Genomic DNA, 15,620 nt, shown 5'->3' with positions numbered 1-15,620 from the left:
AAACAGCGCAAGCCTAGCGGGTTTGATGTGGAAATAAGGTGATCGCGGATAATAAAATTCTGTCATCAGAGAAATGCTTGCCAAAAAAAACAGGGCCCTGCGGGGCCCTGTCTGCACTGACAACCGGCTTACAGCTCGACCACGTCGAACTGCACGTCCGGGTTCACGTCCGCATCGTAGTCCACCTCGTCCAGACCGAAGCCGAACAGGCGCAGGAACTCCTGCTTGTAGCCGGTGTAGTCGGTCAGTTCACAGAGGTTCTCGGTGGTGATGGAGGGCCACAGATCGCGACAGGTCTGCTGCACGTCATCACGCAGTTCCCAGTCATCCATGCGGATGCGGGCCTGCTCGTCCAGCGCCAGATCCGCGCCGTACAGACGGGTGCGCATCATGCGATCCACCTGCTCCATGCAGCCCTCGTGAATGCCCTTCTCCTTCATGATCTTGAAGGCCATGGAGATGTAGAGCGGCATCACCGGAATGGCGCTGGAAGCCTGGGTCACCACGGATTTCAGCACGGCCACGTGGGCGGTACCGCCCTTGGCAGCCAGATCGCCACGGATGGCGGTGGCGGCGCGGTCCAGATCTTCCTTGGCGCGGCCCAGAGTGCCATGCCAGTAGATGGGCCAGGTCAGATCGGTACCGATGTAGGAGTAGGCCACGGACTTGGCGCCGTCAGCCAGCACGCCCGCATCGCGCAGGGCCGCCATCCACAGCTCCCAGTCCTGACCGCCCATGACGGTGATGGTGCTCTGGATCTCTTCCTCATTCGCCGGCTCGACGGTGGCGGTGATGATCTGATCCTTGTTGGTATCGATGGCGGTGGAGGTGTAGACCTCGCCGATGGGTTTCAGGGCGGAGCGCACCACTTCGCCGGTATCCGGCAGCTTGCGCACCGGGGAGGCCAGGGAGTAGACCACCAGATCGATCTGCCCCAGATCCTGCTTGATGAGCTCGATCACCTTGGCGCGGCACTCGTGGGAGAAGGCATCGCCGTTGACGCTCTTGGCGTAGAGACCCGCCTCTTTGGCGGCCTTGTCGAAGGCGGCGGAGTTGTACCAGCCGGCGGTGGCCGTCTTGGTCTCGCTGCCCGCTTTTTCGAAGAAGACGCCGATGGTGGCGGCACCGCTACCGAAGGCGGCGGCAATGCGGGAGGCCAGGCCATAACCGGTGGAAGCGCCGATCACCAGCACCTTCTTGGGGCCATTCTCGATGGCGCCCTTGGCCTTTGTATAAGCGATCTGGCGACGAACATTGGCTTCACAACCGACCGGGTGGGTGGTGGTGCAGATAAAACCGCGAACCTTGGGTTTGATGATCATATGGGGTCTCGGATCCGTTAAATGGATGAAATCGGGGCATAAGATACCTCATTGTGGCCCGTTATGGTGCTCTGATGTGTTGAACTGTAGCCCGCCGCGAAAAATGAAAAACGCATCTGGGTAAAACGATAAACAGAGCAGAGGCCACATTTATCAAACTCGGTGAATCAGAAATCACCCAGTTTGAAAGACGCTTAACAGGGGTTTAAACCTCGATTTCATAGGTTGGTAAATCAGGAGCGGGCCCTATGATAGCACCACTCTGGTAGAACGCCTTCTGGCCGATGGCCACCCCTCCCCCTCGCACCACCACCACACCGCCCCCCATCGTTTGCAGCGTCGTCGTGGCACCGACAGCGGTCACGGTACCAACCAGCAAAGGGTCGGCACCGGGTACCAGCTCCAGGAACTGTTTGAACAGGTTCATACAAATCGCTCCACGCTCAGTTGTTGGCGTACCTTCATAGCCCTGTCCTGCAGCTCTGCAGAGACCCGCACGCTCCGGTTAAAACCCTTCCAGCCATCCACCGCGAGTAACGCCCCCGGCAAGATGAGTCCGGTGTCGTTCGATAGCGGCAGCTCGATGGCCTGCAGGCGCTTCGGCATGGTCTTGGCCAGGGCCACCACCCCCTGGGCACGGGCCGCCACCACATCGCACACCAGCGGGTGGGTGATGGTCGGTGCCTGTTTCTCCCCTGCCGTGCCTTGGCGCAGCACCCGGGCGCTGATGCCCTGATGACCACCACTGACCCAGACCCCGTTCGCCGCCTGCCCCGGCTGGAAGTCGCTGCCCAGGGTCGTGACGATGGCGCGGGGGATGGCCACGTCTGCCAGCGCCCCGTCGAGCTGCCAGGGTACGGTCGGATAACGCGGCTTGATGACCAGGTGCCGATCGCGCTGGTGCGGCAGCACGAACCCACCTGCCGCCTCGGCCAGGTACTTGATCGCCTCGATGGGGGTCTGGTTGTCCAGGCTGAAAAAGCCTGCCGGTACCAGCCAGTCCGGTGCCTGCCAATCCAGGGTCCAGCCAAACGGCAACAACGCCTCCGCCAGCTGGGCCATGGTGGCCAAGGCGCTCTCGCTCACCGCTTGCGCCAGTACATGGGTCGGCGACAGATAAGCGGTGCGAGAGCGACCGGTCAGGGTCGCCGACTGCCGGCCAAAGCTCTCGCTCGACTGCCAGCCGTCGCATACGCAGTCCCACTGCTGGCCGTTGACGTGGATGCTGACCTCCTCCTCGTCCGTCATGGCCGCCGCCGCGATGCGCGGGATCTGGGCCGTGAACTGCCAGGCCCAGGAGTCGGTATCGAGTTCGATGCTCAGCGAGGTGGTTGGAATATCGACCCCATCCCTCACCCGCACAATGCTTGCTGTGTTGCTCACCAGATAAACCCTCCGGGTTGGGATAACAATCTGAGCCTGTCCGAACCAGACGAACTCCAGGGAGGCATTCCCTCGGTGCCGGCCAAATACCAGTGCCTTGGTGCGCTTGTCCGGCCGCTCCGGCTTGATGGGCGGCTTGGGGGGCGGGCTGGTCCCCCAGGGGGGCTGCATCGCCTCCTCCCAGCGCGACAGCCAGCCCTTGTGCAGCTGCAGGCCGAACTGCCAGCGCTGGCCGCCCAGGGTGAAACCGATCGGGGTGGCCTCCTGCCATCTGTCGGCTTGCCACTCCTTGTCCTGGCGCGGGGGGTTGCGAAACCCGCTCACCTGCCAGCGGCCCACCGGCGCCCCCTCGACCCAGAGCGAGCGGGTCACGGCATGGCCGGGGGGCAGGCTGTCGAACCCATGGCCATTGCTTGCGCCGAGGGCCTGCCCCTCGTCGAACGGCACCCGCACGGTGCCATCCTCCCGGGGCAGCTGTTCGGCCAGGCCGGTCCACTCGCTCTGCAGGGGGCGGGCCTCCTGCCAATGACTCTGACAGGGGGCGGGAACGAGGGCTGGCTGCTGCCAGTCGCTTTGCACTGCCCGGGTCACCAGCGCGGCCCGCTCGAAATGATCGGTGCTGGTGTGGCTGGGGCCCCTGAACACGTTGATGTCGTGGCCGGCCTCGATGGCAGGCAGCAGGGGGCGAGCCGTGCTGGCCAGGGTCGCCTCGATGACCACGGCGGCACCGAACTCGACCGCCGGCTGCGGCGCCGTGGCCAGCAGGGCAGCCGGGTAAACCGGTATCACCGCCAGGCTGGCCTGGGTCGCGGGCCCCGCCCCCTGCAGTGCGCTCGGCAGCACCAGGCCCGGGGAGCAGGTCAGGCTGGGCGGCAGGCTGGTCCCCCGCAGCACGGCCGCATAGCGCTGCACCTGGAGCGGGTTCAGCTCCAGGGTGGCGTTGGCCTTGCGGGCCTTCTGCAACTCCAGCCGGGCGTCGGTTCTGGCCATGCTGACCTCGTGGCTCACGGGGAGCGGTTAGGGTTCGGTAAAGATGGCGTCGTTGATGCGCACCATGGCGCCGGTGAACAGCTCACTGGCGGGGATTTCGATGTCGGCGCCGCTCTCCGGTGGCCCCACGTCGAGATCCGCCACAAAGCCCCCGTCCCGGTTGGCGATGCGCCCCCAGGACTGGACCCCGCTGGCGGTGACCATCTGCTCGGCCAGGGGCTTGAGCGTCAGCACCCCGCCCGTCACGCTCTGGGCGCAAGGGTGGGTGAACTGCAGCGTCACCAAGAGCACCTGGCTGGTGACGGCCGCCCCCGGGGCGGGGCGGGTGCCGGTGTAGATCTTGAGGGTCGCGGGCCCCGCGCTGCCCTGGTCGATGGCGCTGGCCAGCAGCTGGGCGCGGCTGGTGCGCAGGGCATCTGCATACGTGAACATAGTACCTCCTGGTACGGCCCTATCAGGCCAGGCCGACCCCCTCACCGGGGGCGTAGGGGGTGGGGAGCTGGAAGTCGGCCGCCACGGCGTTGTAGTCGGCGGGGCCGAACGCCGGATCGTCCTGGGCGACCAGCATATAGCGGCGGTTGAGCCACAAGAGATCGAACCTGTATTTGCCATCGCTGGCCCGGCTCATGGTCTCGCCGACCAGGTTGCCCGCCTGGTCGAAGCAGAGCACCCGGCGGGCGACCCCCTCCCCGTCGATGGTGACCGTGCTCTCGATATAGCCCTGCAGCACGTTCTGGACCCCATCACGCAGCCAGAACTGATCGAGCCCCTGACAGAGGAGGTCTGGGTCTATCTGGATGACTGGCGTGGGCCCCCCATACATGGCCACTGGGCTACCCCGCCACGCCACGTCCTGCGGCTGGAATACGCTGCGCGGCTCCTGATTGGCTGGCAGGGGCTGAATAGGCACTGCCAACCACGGCATGGCACCAAGCAGCAATTGGTTGCGGGCCAGGATCTCGGCATCGGTCAAAATCCGGTTGTAGATGGCGACATGGGCAATGGGGAAATTAATCCCAAAGCTCCCGCCACGGGAAAACAGGTGTAACGGGATCGCGCCTTGATCTAACTGAGTCCCTGAGCCGGTCGCCAGCGAGACAGCATTAATCGAACCATTGGTTGCGGTCTTTAGCGTGGTCCCGTCGATCATCAGCACGATATGCGCGACGGCAGGCAGCAAGGATGCCCCACCGTAGAAAATGTTGGGGGTAGACGGTGTGCCCAAGAACGTCGAGATCTCGCCCTGCTGCCCCGGAACCTGGGCCGATGAAATAGATTGCACCGACCAGTTACGGTTGCTGCCGCCCCGCTCGAACGCCACCAGGTTGGTATCGGTCACCCCGGCCACTATCATTTCGATGCTGATCTTGTTGCCCCGAAACTCGGCCCGGTCCGGGATCACGACCAGGGCGGATGCACCGCCTTGCGTCATGGTGATGTCCATCCCGAACAGCGTCTTGACCGTCTGACTGAATGACCCGGATTGAGTGCCGTTATTGCCGTTCGCCGTGGCGTCCAGCCCAAGATTGGCGATGTTGTCCAGCGGCCAGTAACCAATGGGGTTGCTGGCCAGTATCAGATCCCGCAGTGCCTGATCGCTCGCCATGACTTACCTCCACGGCCCAGTCAGATCGAAGCCAATCAAGACGGGTGTCTGGTTATAGTTCTCGGTATAGGCGGCCTGTATAAACCGCACTATTTTGTTGGGGAAGGCCGGCATGTTGGCGAAGTTCTTCCGACTCCAGGCGGAAACGGTGCCAAACGGCTGGATAAGGCCCGGGATATACCCCCGCAGGTGGCTATTAGCCTCCAGCACCATGAACGGCCCAGAGGTGAAATACATGCCGTTATCCGGCCCGTTAGGAACGGGCAGGCCGTAGCCGAACCGGGTGAACAGCCCCTTGATCAACCAGTTCGTGACGCCAAACAACTGGCTGTATGGCCGAGCCATGGCGCGGTGGTTGGAGTCATCGAAGGTCAACAGGTTGTTCAAGTACGACGACGAGCTATCCCAGCGGCGGCTCGTATTGCTGGCATCCGCTTGGGGGTAGGTCGCCAGAATGGCGTGGTAACGGTCACCCGGGCGCACCGATTTGAGGTAACCAAACAGATAGAGCGCCTGAAAATTGTGGGTGCCATAGGCGGGCAGCCAGTAGAACAACTGGCTATCGCCGATCAGATCCCAGCGTTTGTCGGACAAGTTCTGGGTCGCGGGCCAGCGGTGGTCGTAGATCAGGGTGTAGGTGTTGATGTCCACCACATCCTCGACCAGCTGCACCTTGGCGAGCCACTGGGCGGTGCCCGTCCAGCCGGTAAAGGCGGTGTTGTCGATACGCAGACTGACGTTCCCAGATGCCGATACATCGGTCGGGCGGTAGATGGCCACCATGCCGTCTGCGCTCTCGTGGGTCAGGGTCCAGCCGAGCGAGGCCACCTTCATCGACATGGTGCCGCTGCCGGCACTCCCCGGGTTGCCCCCGTCCAGCTCGAACCACACTTCGGTGGTGCTCACCTTCTTGACTCGGTGCTCGCCGTTGTAAGCAGCAGGGCTGGCCCCGCCCACCTCGATCACCGAGTCCTGCTTGTAGGCATGACCCGCGCTGATGGTCGCCTTGGCGGCGTTCTCGGTGGCATCCCATACCAGGCTGTTGACGGTGAGGGTGCCGAACCCGGTCACCAGCACCGCCTTGAGCAGCGCGGCCAATCCGCCCGCCGTGCTGTCCGTTATGGCGGGCGCCCCCTGCATGTTGCTGGCAAACCATTTCACGGGAAAAGTAGCCATGGTGTTCTCCAGTTGGATCAATCGGGGTGGGGCAGATTGCCCCACCCGGTTAAGTGGCTGGCGCGTCGGCGGGGTGCAGGCCCTCGGCGCCGTAACTTTCCTGCACTGCTACCTGTCAGCGGTTGACGTTGCCCCGCAGCTGCAGCTCGAACTTGTCGGTCTCTTGCGCCGCCACCGACTGCAGGATGGTGCGGATCACCCAGAGCGGATAAGCCGCCGCCTGGGTGGTGAAGCGCAGCACGTTGCCGCTCGACCAACCCGCCCCCCAGCCCCGGTGATCCAGCAGGAAATAGGGCTGGCCGTTGTTGGGGTTGATGGGCGCCAGGTCGGTGTTCACGTCCCCCACCGCGATCTGGCCCACATGCTCCCCGACCAGCACAAAGGTGGTGCTGGAGTTGAAGATGATGGCCCAGCGCTCCTGCAGGGTGGCGCGGTTGGTGACCAGGATCGGGTAGTCGGTGTCGTTGTACTGCGCCGTGGACTGGTCGCCGATGAGGTAATCAGACCAGACATTGGTCCAGCTTTTCTGATCGAACAGGCCGGTATAGCGCGCCCACAAGTCGCCGATGATGAGCGCACTCGACACCAGGGTGTCGGCGGCGTCGTAGTCGTGGGACAGGGGCCTGGCCAGCCTGATCCTGCCCGAGATCTCCACGTCAGTGACCAGGCTCATGTCCTCGATGCGATGCACCACGTAGAGGGGTTCGGCGTAACCGGTCAGGTTCAGCGGGCTGGCAAGCGTCACCACGCCGCTGTCAAGGTTGACGCTGTAGAGCGACGTGGCCAGCTGTTTGCCATCCTTGTCCTCCACATGGGCATGGGCCAGCCGCACCCGATTGGCATTCAGCTGTTGCCCCGCCGACACCCCCAGCGGGAAGGCCGCCTTCTGGGTACTGTGGATCACCACGATGTAGCCCTTGCGGATGAAAGGCACCCGCCCGTCTGACGGCAGCCGCACCGGATCCAGCCCGATGACATCGGCATTGAGCGGCAGGTAGCTGAACACCACGCAGTTGAACCGGATGGTATCGGCCACCACGCTAAGCGGCCGCCAGATCTTGCCGTCCTCCCCCACCAGTTCGGCGTCATACCAGGGCTCGGCCTCGTTGCCGGCGGCCGTGACCTGACGGCCAAAGCGCACCGTCGCCACCCCTGTCTGGTAGTTCACCCGACCATCCATGTCGGCGGTGGTGAAATAGCCGTCCCCATCCGCCGTCGCCTCGATGCGCCGGCCGGTGGCGGTGTTGGCACTGAGGTAGAGGCTGCCCGGGGCCACCGGGGCCCCGGGGGTGCGGAAGGTCACCATGTCCACCGACTGGACATTGAACGAGGTGGCCAGGGACTGCAGCGACGGCTGGGCCCCCTGCCCCGCCGCCCAGTCGGCCAGCACCGCCAGCCCGTTGCTGTAGTCGATGGTGCCCGCCTGGATGCCGGCGCCGGTCGCCGGATCCGGGTCGCGGTAGAGCAGCCCTTGCCGGTCCACGTAGGTGGACCCGCCCAGGGTGAAGCGCATCGATCCCTCCAGGATCGCCTCGGCATAGCCCGGGGTCACGTCGATCCGCAGCGCCTGGGCGGTCAGGGTCGCATTTTGCGCCAGGGCGCTGTTGTTATTGCGGTAGGTCACATCGACCCAGCCCCCCTCGCCATCGGGGAAGGTGTAAGCGGTGTTGATGTACTGGAAGCCGGTCAGGGTCCAGCGCATGTCGGTGTACCAGGTGCCCGTCACCGGGTCCTGGTGACTGCCCGCCGGCACCCAGGCGTAGGTGGGTTCTGGCAGCAGGGCGGTGCCGTCCGGCATGAAATGCAGGGTGGCGGCGTTGTAGTCGATGGCCCCCAGCACGTTGCCGCTGGCATCTTTCAGATTGCCCTGGCCGTCATCGGTGAGGGTGATGATGGGGTCCTTCTTCTCGATGGAGAGGATCCGCTCTGACGCTGCCACGATGGCGTACAGCGCGTTGAACTTCACCCGCACCGACCCCGGGGTGAGGTTGTGGACGCCGCCCCCATCCCCGTCCAGGGTGATGGAGAGGTGCCCCACCTGGCCGGGGGTGCTGAGGCGCCCCGGCTCGATGTGGCGCTCGGTCACCGGCTCGCCGTACTGGTACTGGGCCACGTACTCCTGACCCAGTGCCGGCAGGGTGATGTGCTCCAGGTCGATGATGCCCTCGGCGTAGTCGATGGTGCCGGTGATGTCGCCCCGGATCCGCCCATCCCCCACCGCATCGTTGGCAGTCAGGCCCGCGCCCCAGGTCAGGATCAGGCTCTTGGGGGTGATGCCGGTGTGGGGCAGCTGCCAGGCGCTCTTGCTGATGCTGATGGCCTGGCCGCTGCGGTTGGTGTAGTTGACCGGGGTGGCCCAGCTGAACAGGATCGCCGTGTCCACGTCCGGCAGCGCCCCCAGGGTCAGCATGACCGAGCCGGTGGCCAGATTGACCACACCGGACCCGTAGGACCTGTCTGCCCCGAACAGCTCGCCCCGGCCGTTGTCCTTCAAGTCGTACCATTTGCCTTGCGCCATGAACGACACCGTCAGGGTGCCCGGCGCCGGGGTCGGCTGCAGGGTGATGGTGTAGGCATAGCCCCGGTTGTTGGCCTTGATCTCGATCTGGGCCGTGTCGGCGATACGCGACGGGCGGGCCGCCGGCCAAAAACTGACGCTCTTGCTCGCGGTGCCGTAGTTCGGGCACTGGGCGTTGAACTCCAGCTGGCCCCGGCCATAGTCGATGGCCCCCACCACAGACCCGGCGACAACCAGCTCGCCCCCCTTGTCGGTGATGGTGGCCGCGCCGATGGTGATGCTGAGCGTCCCCGGCTTGACGCCGGTGCCGAGGAACAGGCCCCGGCTCGGGGCGATGCTGGCCACGGTCGAGAAGGTGACCAGGGCCTTGCCGGAATCCACCAGGCTGGCCAGCTCGCCGGCGGCGGTCAGATCCACCGCCGGGGTCTCGCTCCTGGCCGCCGGCACCAGCTGGGTGAAGATGGTCTTGGCCTTCACCTGCATGGCCCCGAACGCCGCATTTTCCGCGAGCTTGGTGGTGGCGAAGTAGTTGGCCGCATCGGCCACCACGGTCTCGCGCAGGGCGGTCTTGAGGTTGGTCACCACGTCATAGGGGGTCGGCTGCTCCCCCTCGAAGGTGTAGCGCAGCGGATCCGCCAGCTTGCAGGTCACCACGTTGCGGGTGAACTCGGGCACCCCGGGGATCTGGAACTTGGCCAGTTGCTGGGTCACCTCCAGCACCCGCACATACTGCTCGAACTCGCCGGCCTTGCCCTCGTTGCCGACCAGCACCAGGGTCTCCCCCACCTCCGGCAGGCGCACCTCGACCCGCTGGAAGAAGCGGATCGCCCGCTGCCCTTCCAACTGGGTGTCGTACAGGAAGCCGCGCCACTTGGGCCCACGGGCCAGGTAGCGCTCCAGCACGTCACGGGCGGCGGCGCGGGTATCGTGGTGGTCCTCGGTGCTCATCAGGCACAGCCCCACGTTCGGGTCGCTCGGCGGCAGCAGCACCGTGGTGTTGGCGCCGTAATAGGTGTCGGTGTTGTCGGTCTGCACCGTCAAGAAGGCCTTGCGCAGGTTGACCACCCCATAGGCACGGTCGAGATCGCTGATGTCGGGGAACAGGCTGTTGTGCTCGCCGCTGACGATCTCGTGGCCGGTCACCCGGCCGCCACCATCGGGGGTATCCGTCAGCCGCTGGCTGGCCAGCAGCTTGATGTCGCCGGAAAGAATGCTCATCGGATCACCTCGGTGAAGTTAAGGGTCAAGGCATAGGGCTCACCCGCCTCGGGGTCGGCCATCTCGATCAGTGGCGTGGCTACCACACCGGGCCTGCGCCAGAACACCTCCCGCTGCTGCCCATCCAGCAGGGTCAGGGTCATCAGCTGGGCCACCTGGGTCTCCAGCGCCTTGAGTGCGAGCACGGTGGCACGGGGGCAATGACCCACCAGGGTGATGGGGCGCCCCTCCGGTTTGGCCGTTTCCTCGACCAGGAGAGCGCCAGAGAGCGTCGGCGTGACCACTTGCTCGACGGGGGCCCAGTCGAACTCGTCTCGCCAGATGAGGTCATCGGGCAGGTGCAGCCCGTTTAAGGTGACGTTCATGAGCGCAGTCCCTGCTGTTTAAGGAGATGAATAAGGGCGGCGGCATTGGCCTCGTCGGCCTGCACCTCGGCCTTGGCACCGTTCGATGCACGCAGCTCGATGATGATCCGCTGGGGTTGCCCCGGATTGAACGAGGTTTGGGGCAGGCTTGATGGCCCGACTTGGCTGGGGGTCGAGGTGGGGGCTTGCGCCTGCTGGGTCTCTTTCGCCTGGGCCTTGCTCAGTTCCTGCTGGAGCTTGGTTCGCATGGCCTCCATCTCCTTCTGGAACTTCTCGCCGTAATACTTGCTCCACTCGCTGTAGGCCGGAATGTCTTTGACCTTCTGGCTGTAGCGGGCCAGCTCCTCTTCCACGCCCGCGAGGGTGTTGGCCAGGGCATCGGCATTGCCGCGCAGGTTGTTGATGTCCACGGTCTTGTAGAAGAAGGAGCCGGCGCCCACGCTGCGGGTCACCTCCCCCCGGCCACCGCCCGCACCGCCCCCGCCTCCTGCCGACGCCACGGCGTTGCCGGTCTGCTCCGCCTCATCCTGTACGCCGCGAAGGCTGGAGCGCATGGCATCGGTGGCACTCTTGGCCTTGGCGGCCGCCGTATCGAAGCCATCGCCGATCGCCGCCACAGCGGTCTTGGCATCACCGCTGCCCCCCTTCACCTTGTCCATAGCAGCAGCGGCCACGGCCATGGAGCGGGTGATGCCATCCCCGGTGAGCTGACCCTGCTTGGCCATTGCCTGCATGCGCTCGATCACCGCGTCGATCTCGGCCTTGTTCTTCGCCTGGTTGAACGCCGCCGCCAGGTACTCCTCACAGGCCGCCGAACTGGAGCCGCTGTGCTGCACCAGGGTATCCAGGGCGCTGAGGGTCTCCTTGAAGCTCTCACCGATACGGCCATTGGCCCGCTCGAAGTCCAGCCCCAGGGTCTCGGCTGCCTTGCCCAGCGTGGCGGGGAGCTCTGCCGCCGTTTTCCTGGCGACGGCATTGATCTCATCTAAGTAGTCGCGGGTCTGCTTGGCCTCGGTACCGAGCGCCTGGATGGCGGCGGCCCCCGCTCGCCAACTGCCTGTCGCCTCGTCGTAATGGATCTTGCCCTCGGCGACCAGACGGTCGAGATCCGCCACGCTGGTGATGGCCACCCCCAGCTCGGCAGAGAGGGCAGCCAGTTGGCCATTGAGCTGGGCCTGAGTCTGCGCACGCAACGCCTGGGATTCTCGCAGCGCCAGCTCGGCCTGCATCCACTCCTTGAGGGCGGTGGCCAGGCGGATGACCTGGAATATCGACTCGACAGTGACGGCGGCCAGCAACCCCTTGATCGCCATCCCAAGGGCTTGCATCCCGATAGAGGCGGCGGCCGCCGCCGTCCCTGCCGTGGTCATGCCACCCGCCGCCGTGGCCGTCGCCGCCGGCAGGGCGATGAACTGACCATAGAGGCCGCGCAGATCGGCAATCCAGCCCGCGATTTTCAGGCCATACCAGGCCTGGGCCATCACCAGCAGGGCATCGCGCCAGGCATAGACGGTCTGGATGAAGGCCTTGATGGACTCCCCAAGCCCAACGATGCCATCGGAGAGCCGCTGGGCCCACGCCTGCAGACGGCCATCCTGGGCCATCTGGTCGAACTCACGGTTGAGGCTGGCCAGCTGGTTCTTGAGCCAGGTCAGCGCCCCGTTCTCCGCCACCATGCGGTAGAACTTGGCCAGGTTGTCCTGGGCGTTGGAGATAAGCCCCGAGAGCAGGCTCATGTTGTTGGCCGCTGCCCTGCTCGACTGGGCGGCGATCTCGTTCATCAGGGCCTGGATGGTGTCCCGGCCGAGTTTTCCCGCTTCCGAGAGCTTCTGCAGTTCGGCGGTATTCTTGCCGGTGACCTGCTCCAGCAGTTGCCACACCGGCACCCCACGCTCGATCAGTTGCAGGATCTCCTCCCCCTGCAGCTTCTGCTTGGCCCAGGCTTGGCCCAGCGCCAGGGAGATACCCTGCACCTCCTCGAAGCCGCCGCCGAGCTTGTAGGCCTGATCGACGATGCCCTGCATGGCGCCATTCATGGGGTCAATACCAAAGGCTTTCAGGCGCACGAAGACCTGGGTCACCTCGTCGAGCTGCAGCGGGGTGTTCTTGGCGAAGTCCTGGATCCAGGCAGAGGCCTGTTTGCCCCCCTCAATGGTGCCCATCACTGCCTTGAGCTGGACGCTAAGGCGTTCGGCCTGATCGCCACTCTTGAACATGGCAACCAGCTGGTTGGTGAGGGTCTGGATCCCGAACCAGGTGCCGGCCAGGGCCACCAAGCGACCGGTCAGGCTGCCGATGCTGCCGTGAAAGCCGCTGGACTGCTGACTGCTCTGCTGCAATGAACGCCCGAGCCGCTCGGTTTGGGCCGCACTCTCACGCAGTTCGCGCTGCAGCCTGGCTTGTTCTTGGGCAAGGTTGCGGGTATCGAGCCCGGCTTGGGAGAGGCCGGCATGCAAGCGACTATGGCTGGCCGCCTGGGCGACCAATTGGCGCTCCAGTTGCTTGACCTCGGAGGCCAGCAGCCGTTCCTGGTCGGTGAGCTGGCGAGCGCTACCCGCCGCCCCCTGCTGCTCGCGGCGCAGTTCGGCCAAGCGGTCCCGGGAGAGCACTATGGCCAGTTCGAGCTGGGTCAGGGCGCGGCCACTGGCTTCGAACTGAGCGATCAGCTCCTGCTGCTGAGTCAGGGTTTCCAGGGTTTGCGCCAGGCGCTCGGTCTCGACGGCGGTCTCGGTCGAGAGGGGCCCCAGTTCCTGCACCTGCCCCGCCAGCGCGGCCAGGTCCTCGCGGCCGGTGACCTTGGCCGCCAGTTCCAGGGCGAGTTTGAGGGTGGAAGAGGTGGACATGGGGCATTCCTGAGAGATTCAGATATGCCCTATTTTGAAGGAATGGCGAAACGGGGGAATTTATTGCATCTTACAGAGATATGTCACAGGAAGACCTCGAACGTTCGAGTACGCTGAGCTATCCAAACTTAGCTCCCAAAAGGAACCCTACATGAATGACCCAATGTTATTGGCCAACCGTTTAAAGGAACTAGCTAAACTGGCCGAACAGGCAAACACGGCGTTCGAAAAAGCTGCTGTGTATGCCGCTACGCGATCAATCCAAGCAGAGTTTGATGCTGTCGAAGAAGATTTCGATAGCTACACCCTAGAGAAGGTCTTATATGCCTGTACCCATATCTGTGCCGCCGTTGGATATGATATTACAAATGGTCACAATAGTTCCCAGCATATTGTATGGGCACTTGGGAGCATCTCATCGTTAATAACCCAACTTAAATCATGTCCAGAAGCATAACGACCGCATAATAAATTTCATAGCATCGGAGGCAAAATGTCAGCAGAACTTCAGAGGATGATGAAAAAGCTTGAGGGTGACGGGCCGGTTGAAAAACACATCTTACTCCTCAAGCTGCGTGAGGCCCTTGAACAAGCACCTAACTTTGGTGACGTACCGATCTTCGAAGTCAGCACATCACAGCGCCAATGGTTAGCAACCGTCGGAGCTATCTTATCTCGCCTTGGTCTCAGCCATCAAACAAGCTTCAAAGCAAGCTATGCCACTTTGGCCCAATATTGGAAACCAGCGATAAATATGATTCAAGGTCAGGTTCTCGACGCCATTGAGGAATTAAAGTTGGAACTAGAACTGGACGGTCGAAGTGAAATAGGAAGTGCTTATGCGCCAGGAGATATTTACCGTTTCTTCACCGACCTGAAGAACATCGTAAATAGTGCCAAGAAGGGACTCTTAATAATTGACCCCTATTTCGATGGCACCGCCTTTAATGATTATCTATCATCGGTTCCTTCTAGTATTGCTGTTCGCGTCCTTGCAGACCGCTACGCTGCCGATGTGGCGACCTACGTTAGCAAACATCGTCTACAGTACAACAGTTCATTCGAACTCAGGTCCAGCAAGGAGCTGCATGACCGCCTCATCCTAGTTGATGACGACTCAGCCTGGATAATGGGCGGTTCGATCAAAGATGCCGGTAATAAAAAAGCAACCTATTTGATCCCCCTTTCATCACCAATTGCAGCAGCCAAAAAGGCTATTTATACGGACATATGGAATCGATCCAGTGTTGTTTCATAACGTCGTAGGTTCGATTAGCGCAGCGTCATCGGACGTTAGCAGAAAACAAACGGCGGGCCTCCCCGCCGCTTTTATTCTCCACAAATCACACCATCTCAGTCAGATCCATATACTCATTTATTTTCAATGCGTTACAATCATTGATGCCATGACCATTTATTAGTTAGCCGCTCTTGCTTCATCCATTCAGGTTCAGTCCAAAATCGCTTTGTATGATAACTATGTCTATGAGTATGAATCTTTAAATATTTTCAACGCACACAATTGATTTACAAAGAATTTCACAATGTTTAAACATATTTTGTTACCTCTAATAGCTTCTGCATTTATATCTGGTTGCGCATCGACCTACGACATTACCTACAACGCAGAGCCGCAAGGGGCTGCCGTAATTTGCGATGGGGTAAATAAAGGTTATGCACCAACAACCTTACGATACCAAGTTGACCAATCTAATCGAGAAAACGGAACACTAAATACTGTTCCTTGTCATGCTCAGTGGTCTAGCGGAGCAAGTGAAGTCTATCCAACCTCACATTCAATGACGCAGTTCCCCAACGGAGTAATGTACACATTACCAAGACCTGATGTCCCTGGTTATCAACAAGATGCAGAGTTCGCATTGAAAGTGGAAAGTATGAAAATTCAGCAAAGACAGGCTCAAGCAGCTGAAGCAGCAGCACAAGCTGCTGCAGCTGCTGCAGCTGCTGCATACGAGACAAAAAGACAAAATGATAAAATATGCAACCTCACGTACTGCTATTAACTAATGTATGCAGCCTAATACTCTATTAGGCTCAGTGTAATTGACTCTTCGGCTCAGATAATAATAACGGCTGGTCTCCCCGCCGTTATTATTTCCATAACGATTATGCCGTCTCCGGTCGGTCCACATAAAAGGGGGCAGTCTCGCCATCCAGGGGGCGTTGTTGCCCAAATCA

General features: G+C 62.2%; 12 protein-coding genes. 3 read left to right on the top strand and 9 right to left on the bottom strand.

The window, feature by feature from the left end; translation table 11 throughout:
- Positions 1-128 precede the first annotated feature (128 nt).
- The 9 genes from fabV to BN1132_RS03690 all read right to left on the bottom strand — a co-directional run bounded on the left by fabV (position 129) and on the right by BN1132_RS03690 (position 13,421).
- Positions 129-1,322: an enoyl-ACP reductase FabV gene (gene fabV / locus BN1132_RS03730; protein WP_042075152.1), complete on the bottom strand. Its 1,194-nt coding sequence runs from the start codon at positions 1,320-1,322 to the stop codon at positions 129-131.
- 205 nt (positions 1,323-1,527) lie between these two features.
- Positions 1,528-1,749, bottom strand: coding sequence for a hypothetical protein (locus BN1132_RS03725; RefSeq protein ID WP_042075151.1), 222 nt, complete (start codon positions 1,747-1,749; stop codon positions 1,528-1,530).
- Positions 1,746-3,695 (bottom strand): hypothetical protein, encoded by a 1,950-nt coding sequence (locus BN1132_RS03720; RefSeq protein ID WP_042075150.1) that lies wholly within the window; start codon positions 3,693-3,695, stop codon positions 1,746-1,748. The genes BN1132_RS03725 and BN1132_RS03720 overlap by 4 nt, the downstream gene beginning before the upstream one ends.
- Positions 3,696-3,722: 27 nt before the next feature.
- The gene (locus BN1132_RS19165) at positions 3,723-4,127 is read right to left on the bottom strand and encodes a hypothetical protein (protein WP_052446999.1); all 405 of its coding nucleotides are present in this window, start codon (positions 4,125-4,127) and stop codon (positions 3,723-3,725) included.
- Positions 4,128-4,149: 22 nt separating this feature from the next.
- Positions 4,150-5,301 carry a LamG domain-containing protein gene (locus BN1132_RS20220; protein WP_244462906.1) on the bottom strand — a complete coding sequence of 384 codons (1,152 nt, stop codon included), beginning with the start codon at positions 5,299-5,301 and terminating at the stop codon, positions 4,150-4,152.
- A 3-nt stretch (positions 5,302-5,304) separates the two neighbouring features.
- Complete coding sequence (locus BN1132_RS03705) at positions 5,305-6,477, bottom strand: hypothetical protein (RefSeq protein WP_042075148.1); 1,173 nt, start codon at positions 6,475-6,477, stop codon at positions 5,305-5,307.
- A gap of 115 nt (positions 6,478-6,592) precedes the next feature.
- Complete coding sequence (locus tag BN1132_RS03700; protein ID WP_042075147.1) at positions 6,593-10,213, bottom strand: hypothetical protein; 3,621 nt, start codon at positions 10,211-10,213, stop codon at positions 6,593-6,595.
- On the bottom strand, positions 10,210-10,578 hold the full coding sequence (locus tag BN1132_RS03695; RefSeq protein ID WP_042075146.1) for a hypothetical protein: 369 nt from the start codon (positions 10,576-10,578) through the stop codon (positions 10,210-10,212). The genes BN1132_RS03700 and BN1132_RS03695 overlap by 4 nt, the downstream gene beginning before the upstream one ends.
- A complete protein-coding gene (locus tag BN1132_RS03690; RefSeq protein ID WP_042075144.1) occupies positions 10,575-13,421 on the bottom strand; it encodes a tape measure protein in 2,847 nt (948 codons plus the stop codon). The genes BN1132_RS03695 and BN1132_RS03690 overlap by 4 nt, the downstream gene beginning before the upstream one ends.
- A gap of 151 nt (positions 13,422-13,572) precedes the next feature.
- On the opposite strand from BN1132_RS03690, the gene BN1132_RS19880 reads away from it, so the two are divergent.
- The 3 genes from BN1132_RS19880 to BN1132_RS19875 all read left to right on the top strand — a co-directional run bounded on the left by BN1132_RS19880 (position 13,573) and on the right by BN1132_RS19875 (position 15,445).
- The gene (locus BN1132_RS19880) at positions 13,573-13,878 is read left to right on the top strand and encodes a hypothetical protein (RefSeq protein WP_157005317.1); all 306 of its coding nucleotides are present in this window, start codon (positions 13,573-13,575) and stop codon (positions 13,876-13,878) included.
- A 36-nt stretch (positions 13,879-13,914) separates the two neighbouring features.
- Entirely contained in the window at positions 13,915-14,679 is a 765-nt protein-coding gene (locus BN1132_RS03685) for a hypothetical protein (RefSeq protein WP_042075143.1), read from the top strand.
- A gap of 286 nt (positions 14,680-14,965) precedes the next feature.
- Complete coding sequence (locus BN1132_RS19875) at positions 14,966-15,445, top strand: hypothetical protein (RefSeq protein WP_157005314.1); 480 nt, start codon at positions 14,966-14,968, stop codon at positions 15,443-15,445.
- Positions 15,446-15,620 lie beyond the last annotated feature (175 nt).

Origin of the sequence: Aeromonas sanarellii (assembly GCF_000820085.1) — a bacterium.
Taxonomy (GTDB): domain Bacteria; phylum Pseudomonadota; class Gammaproteobacteria; order Enterobacterales; family Aeromonadaceae; genus Aeromonas; species Aeromonas sanarellii.
The sequence above is the reverse complement of the archived record's forward strand: the minus strand, read 5'-3'. Positions and strand labels throughout refer to the sequence as shown.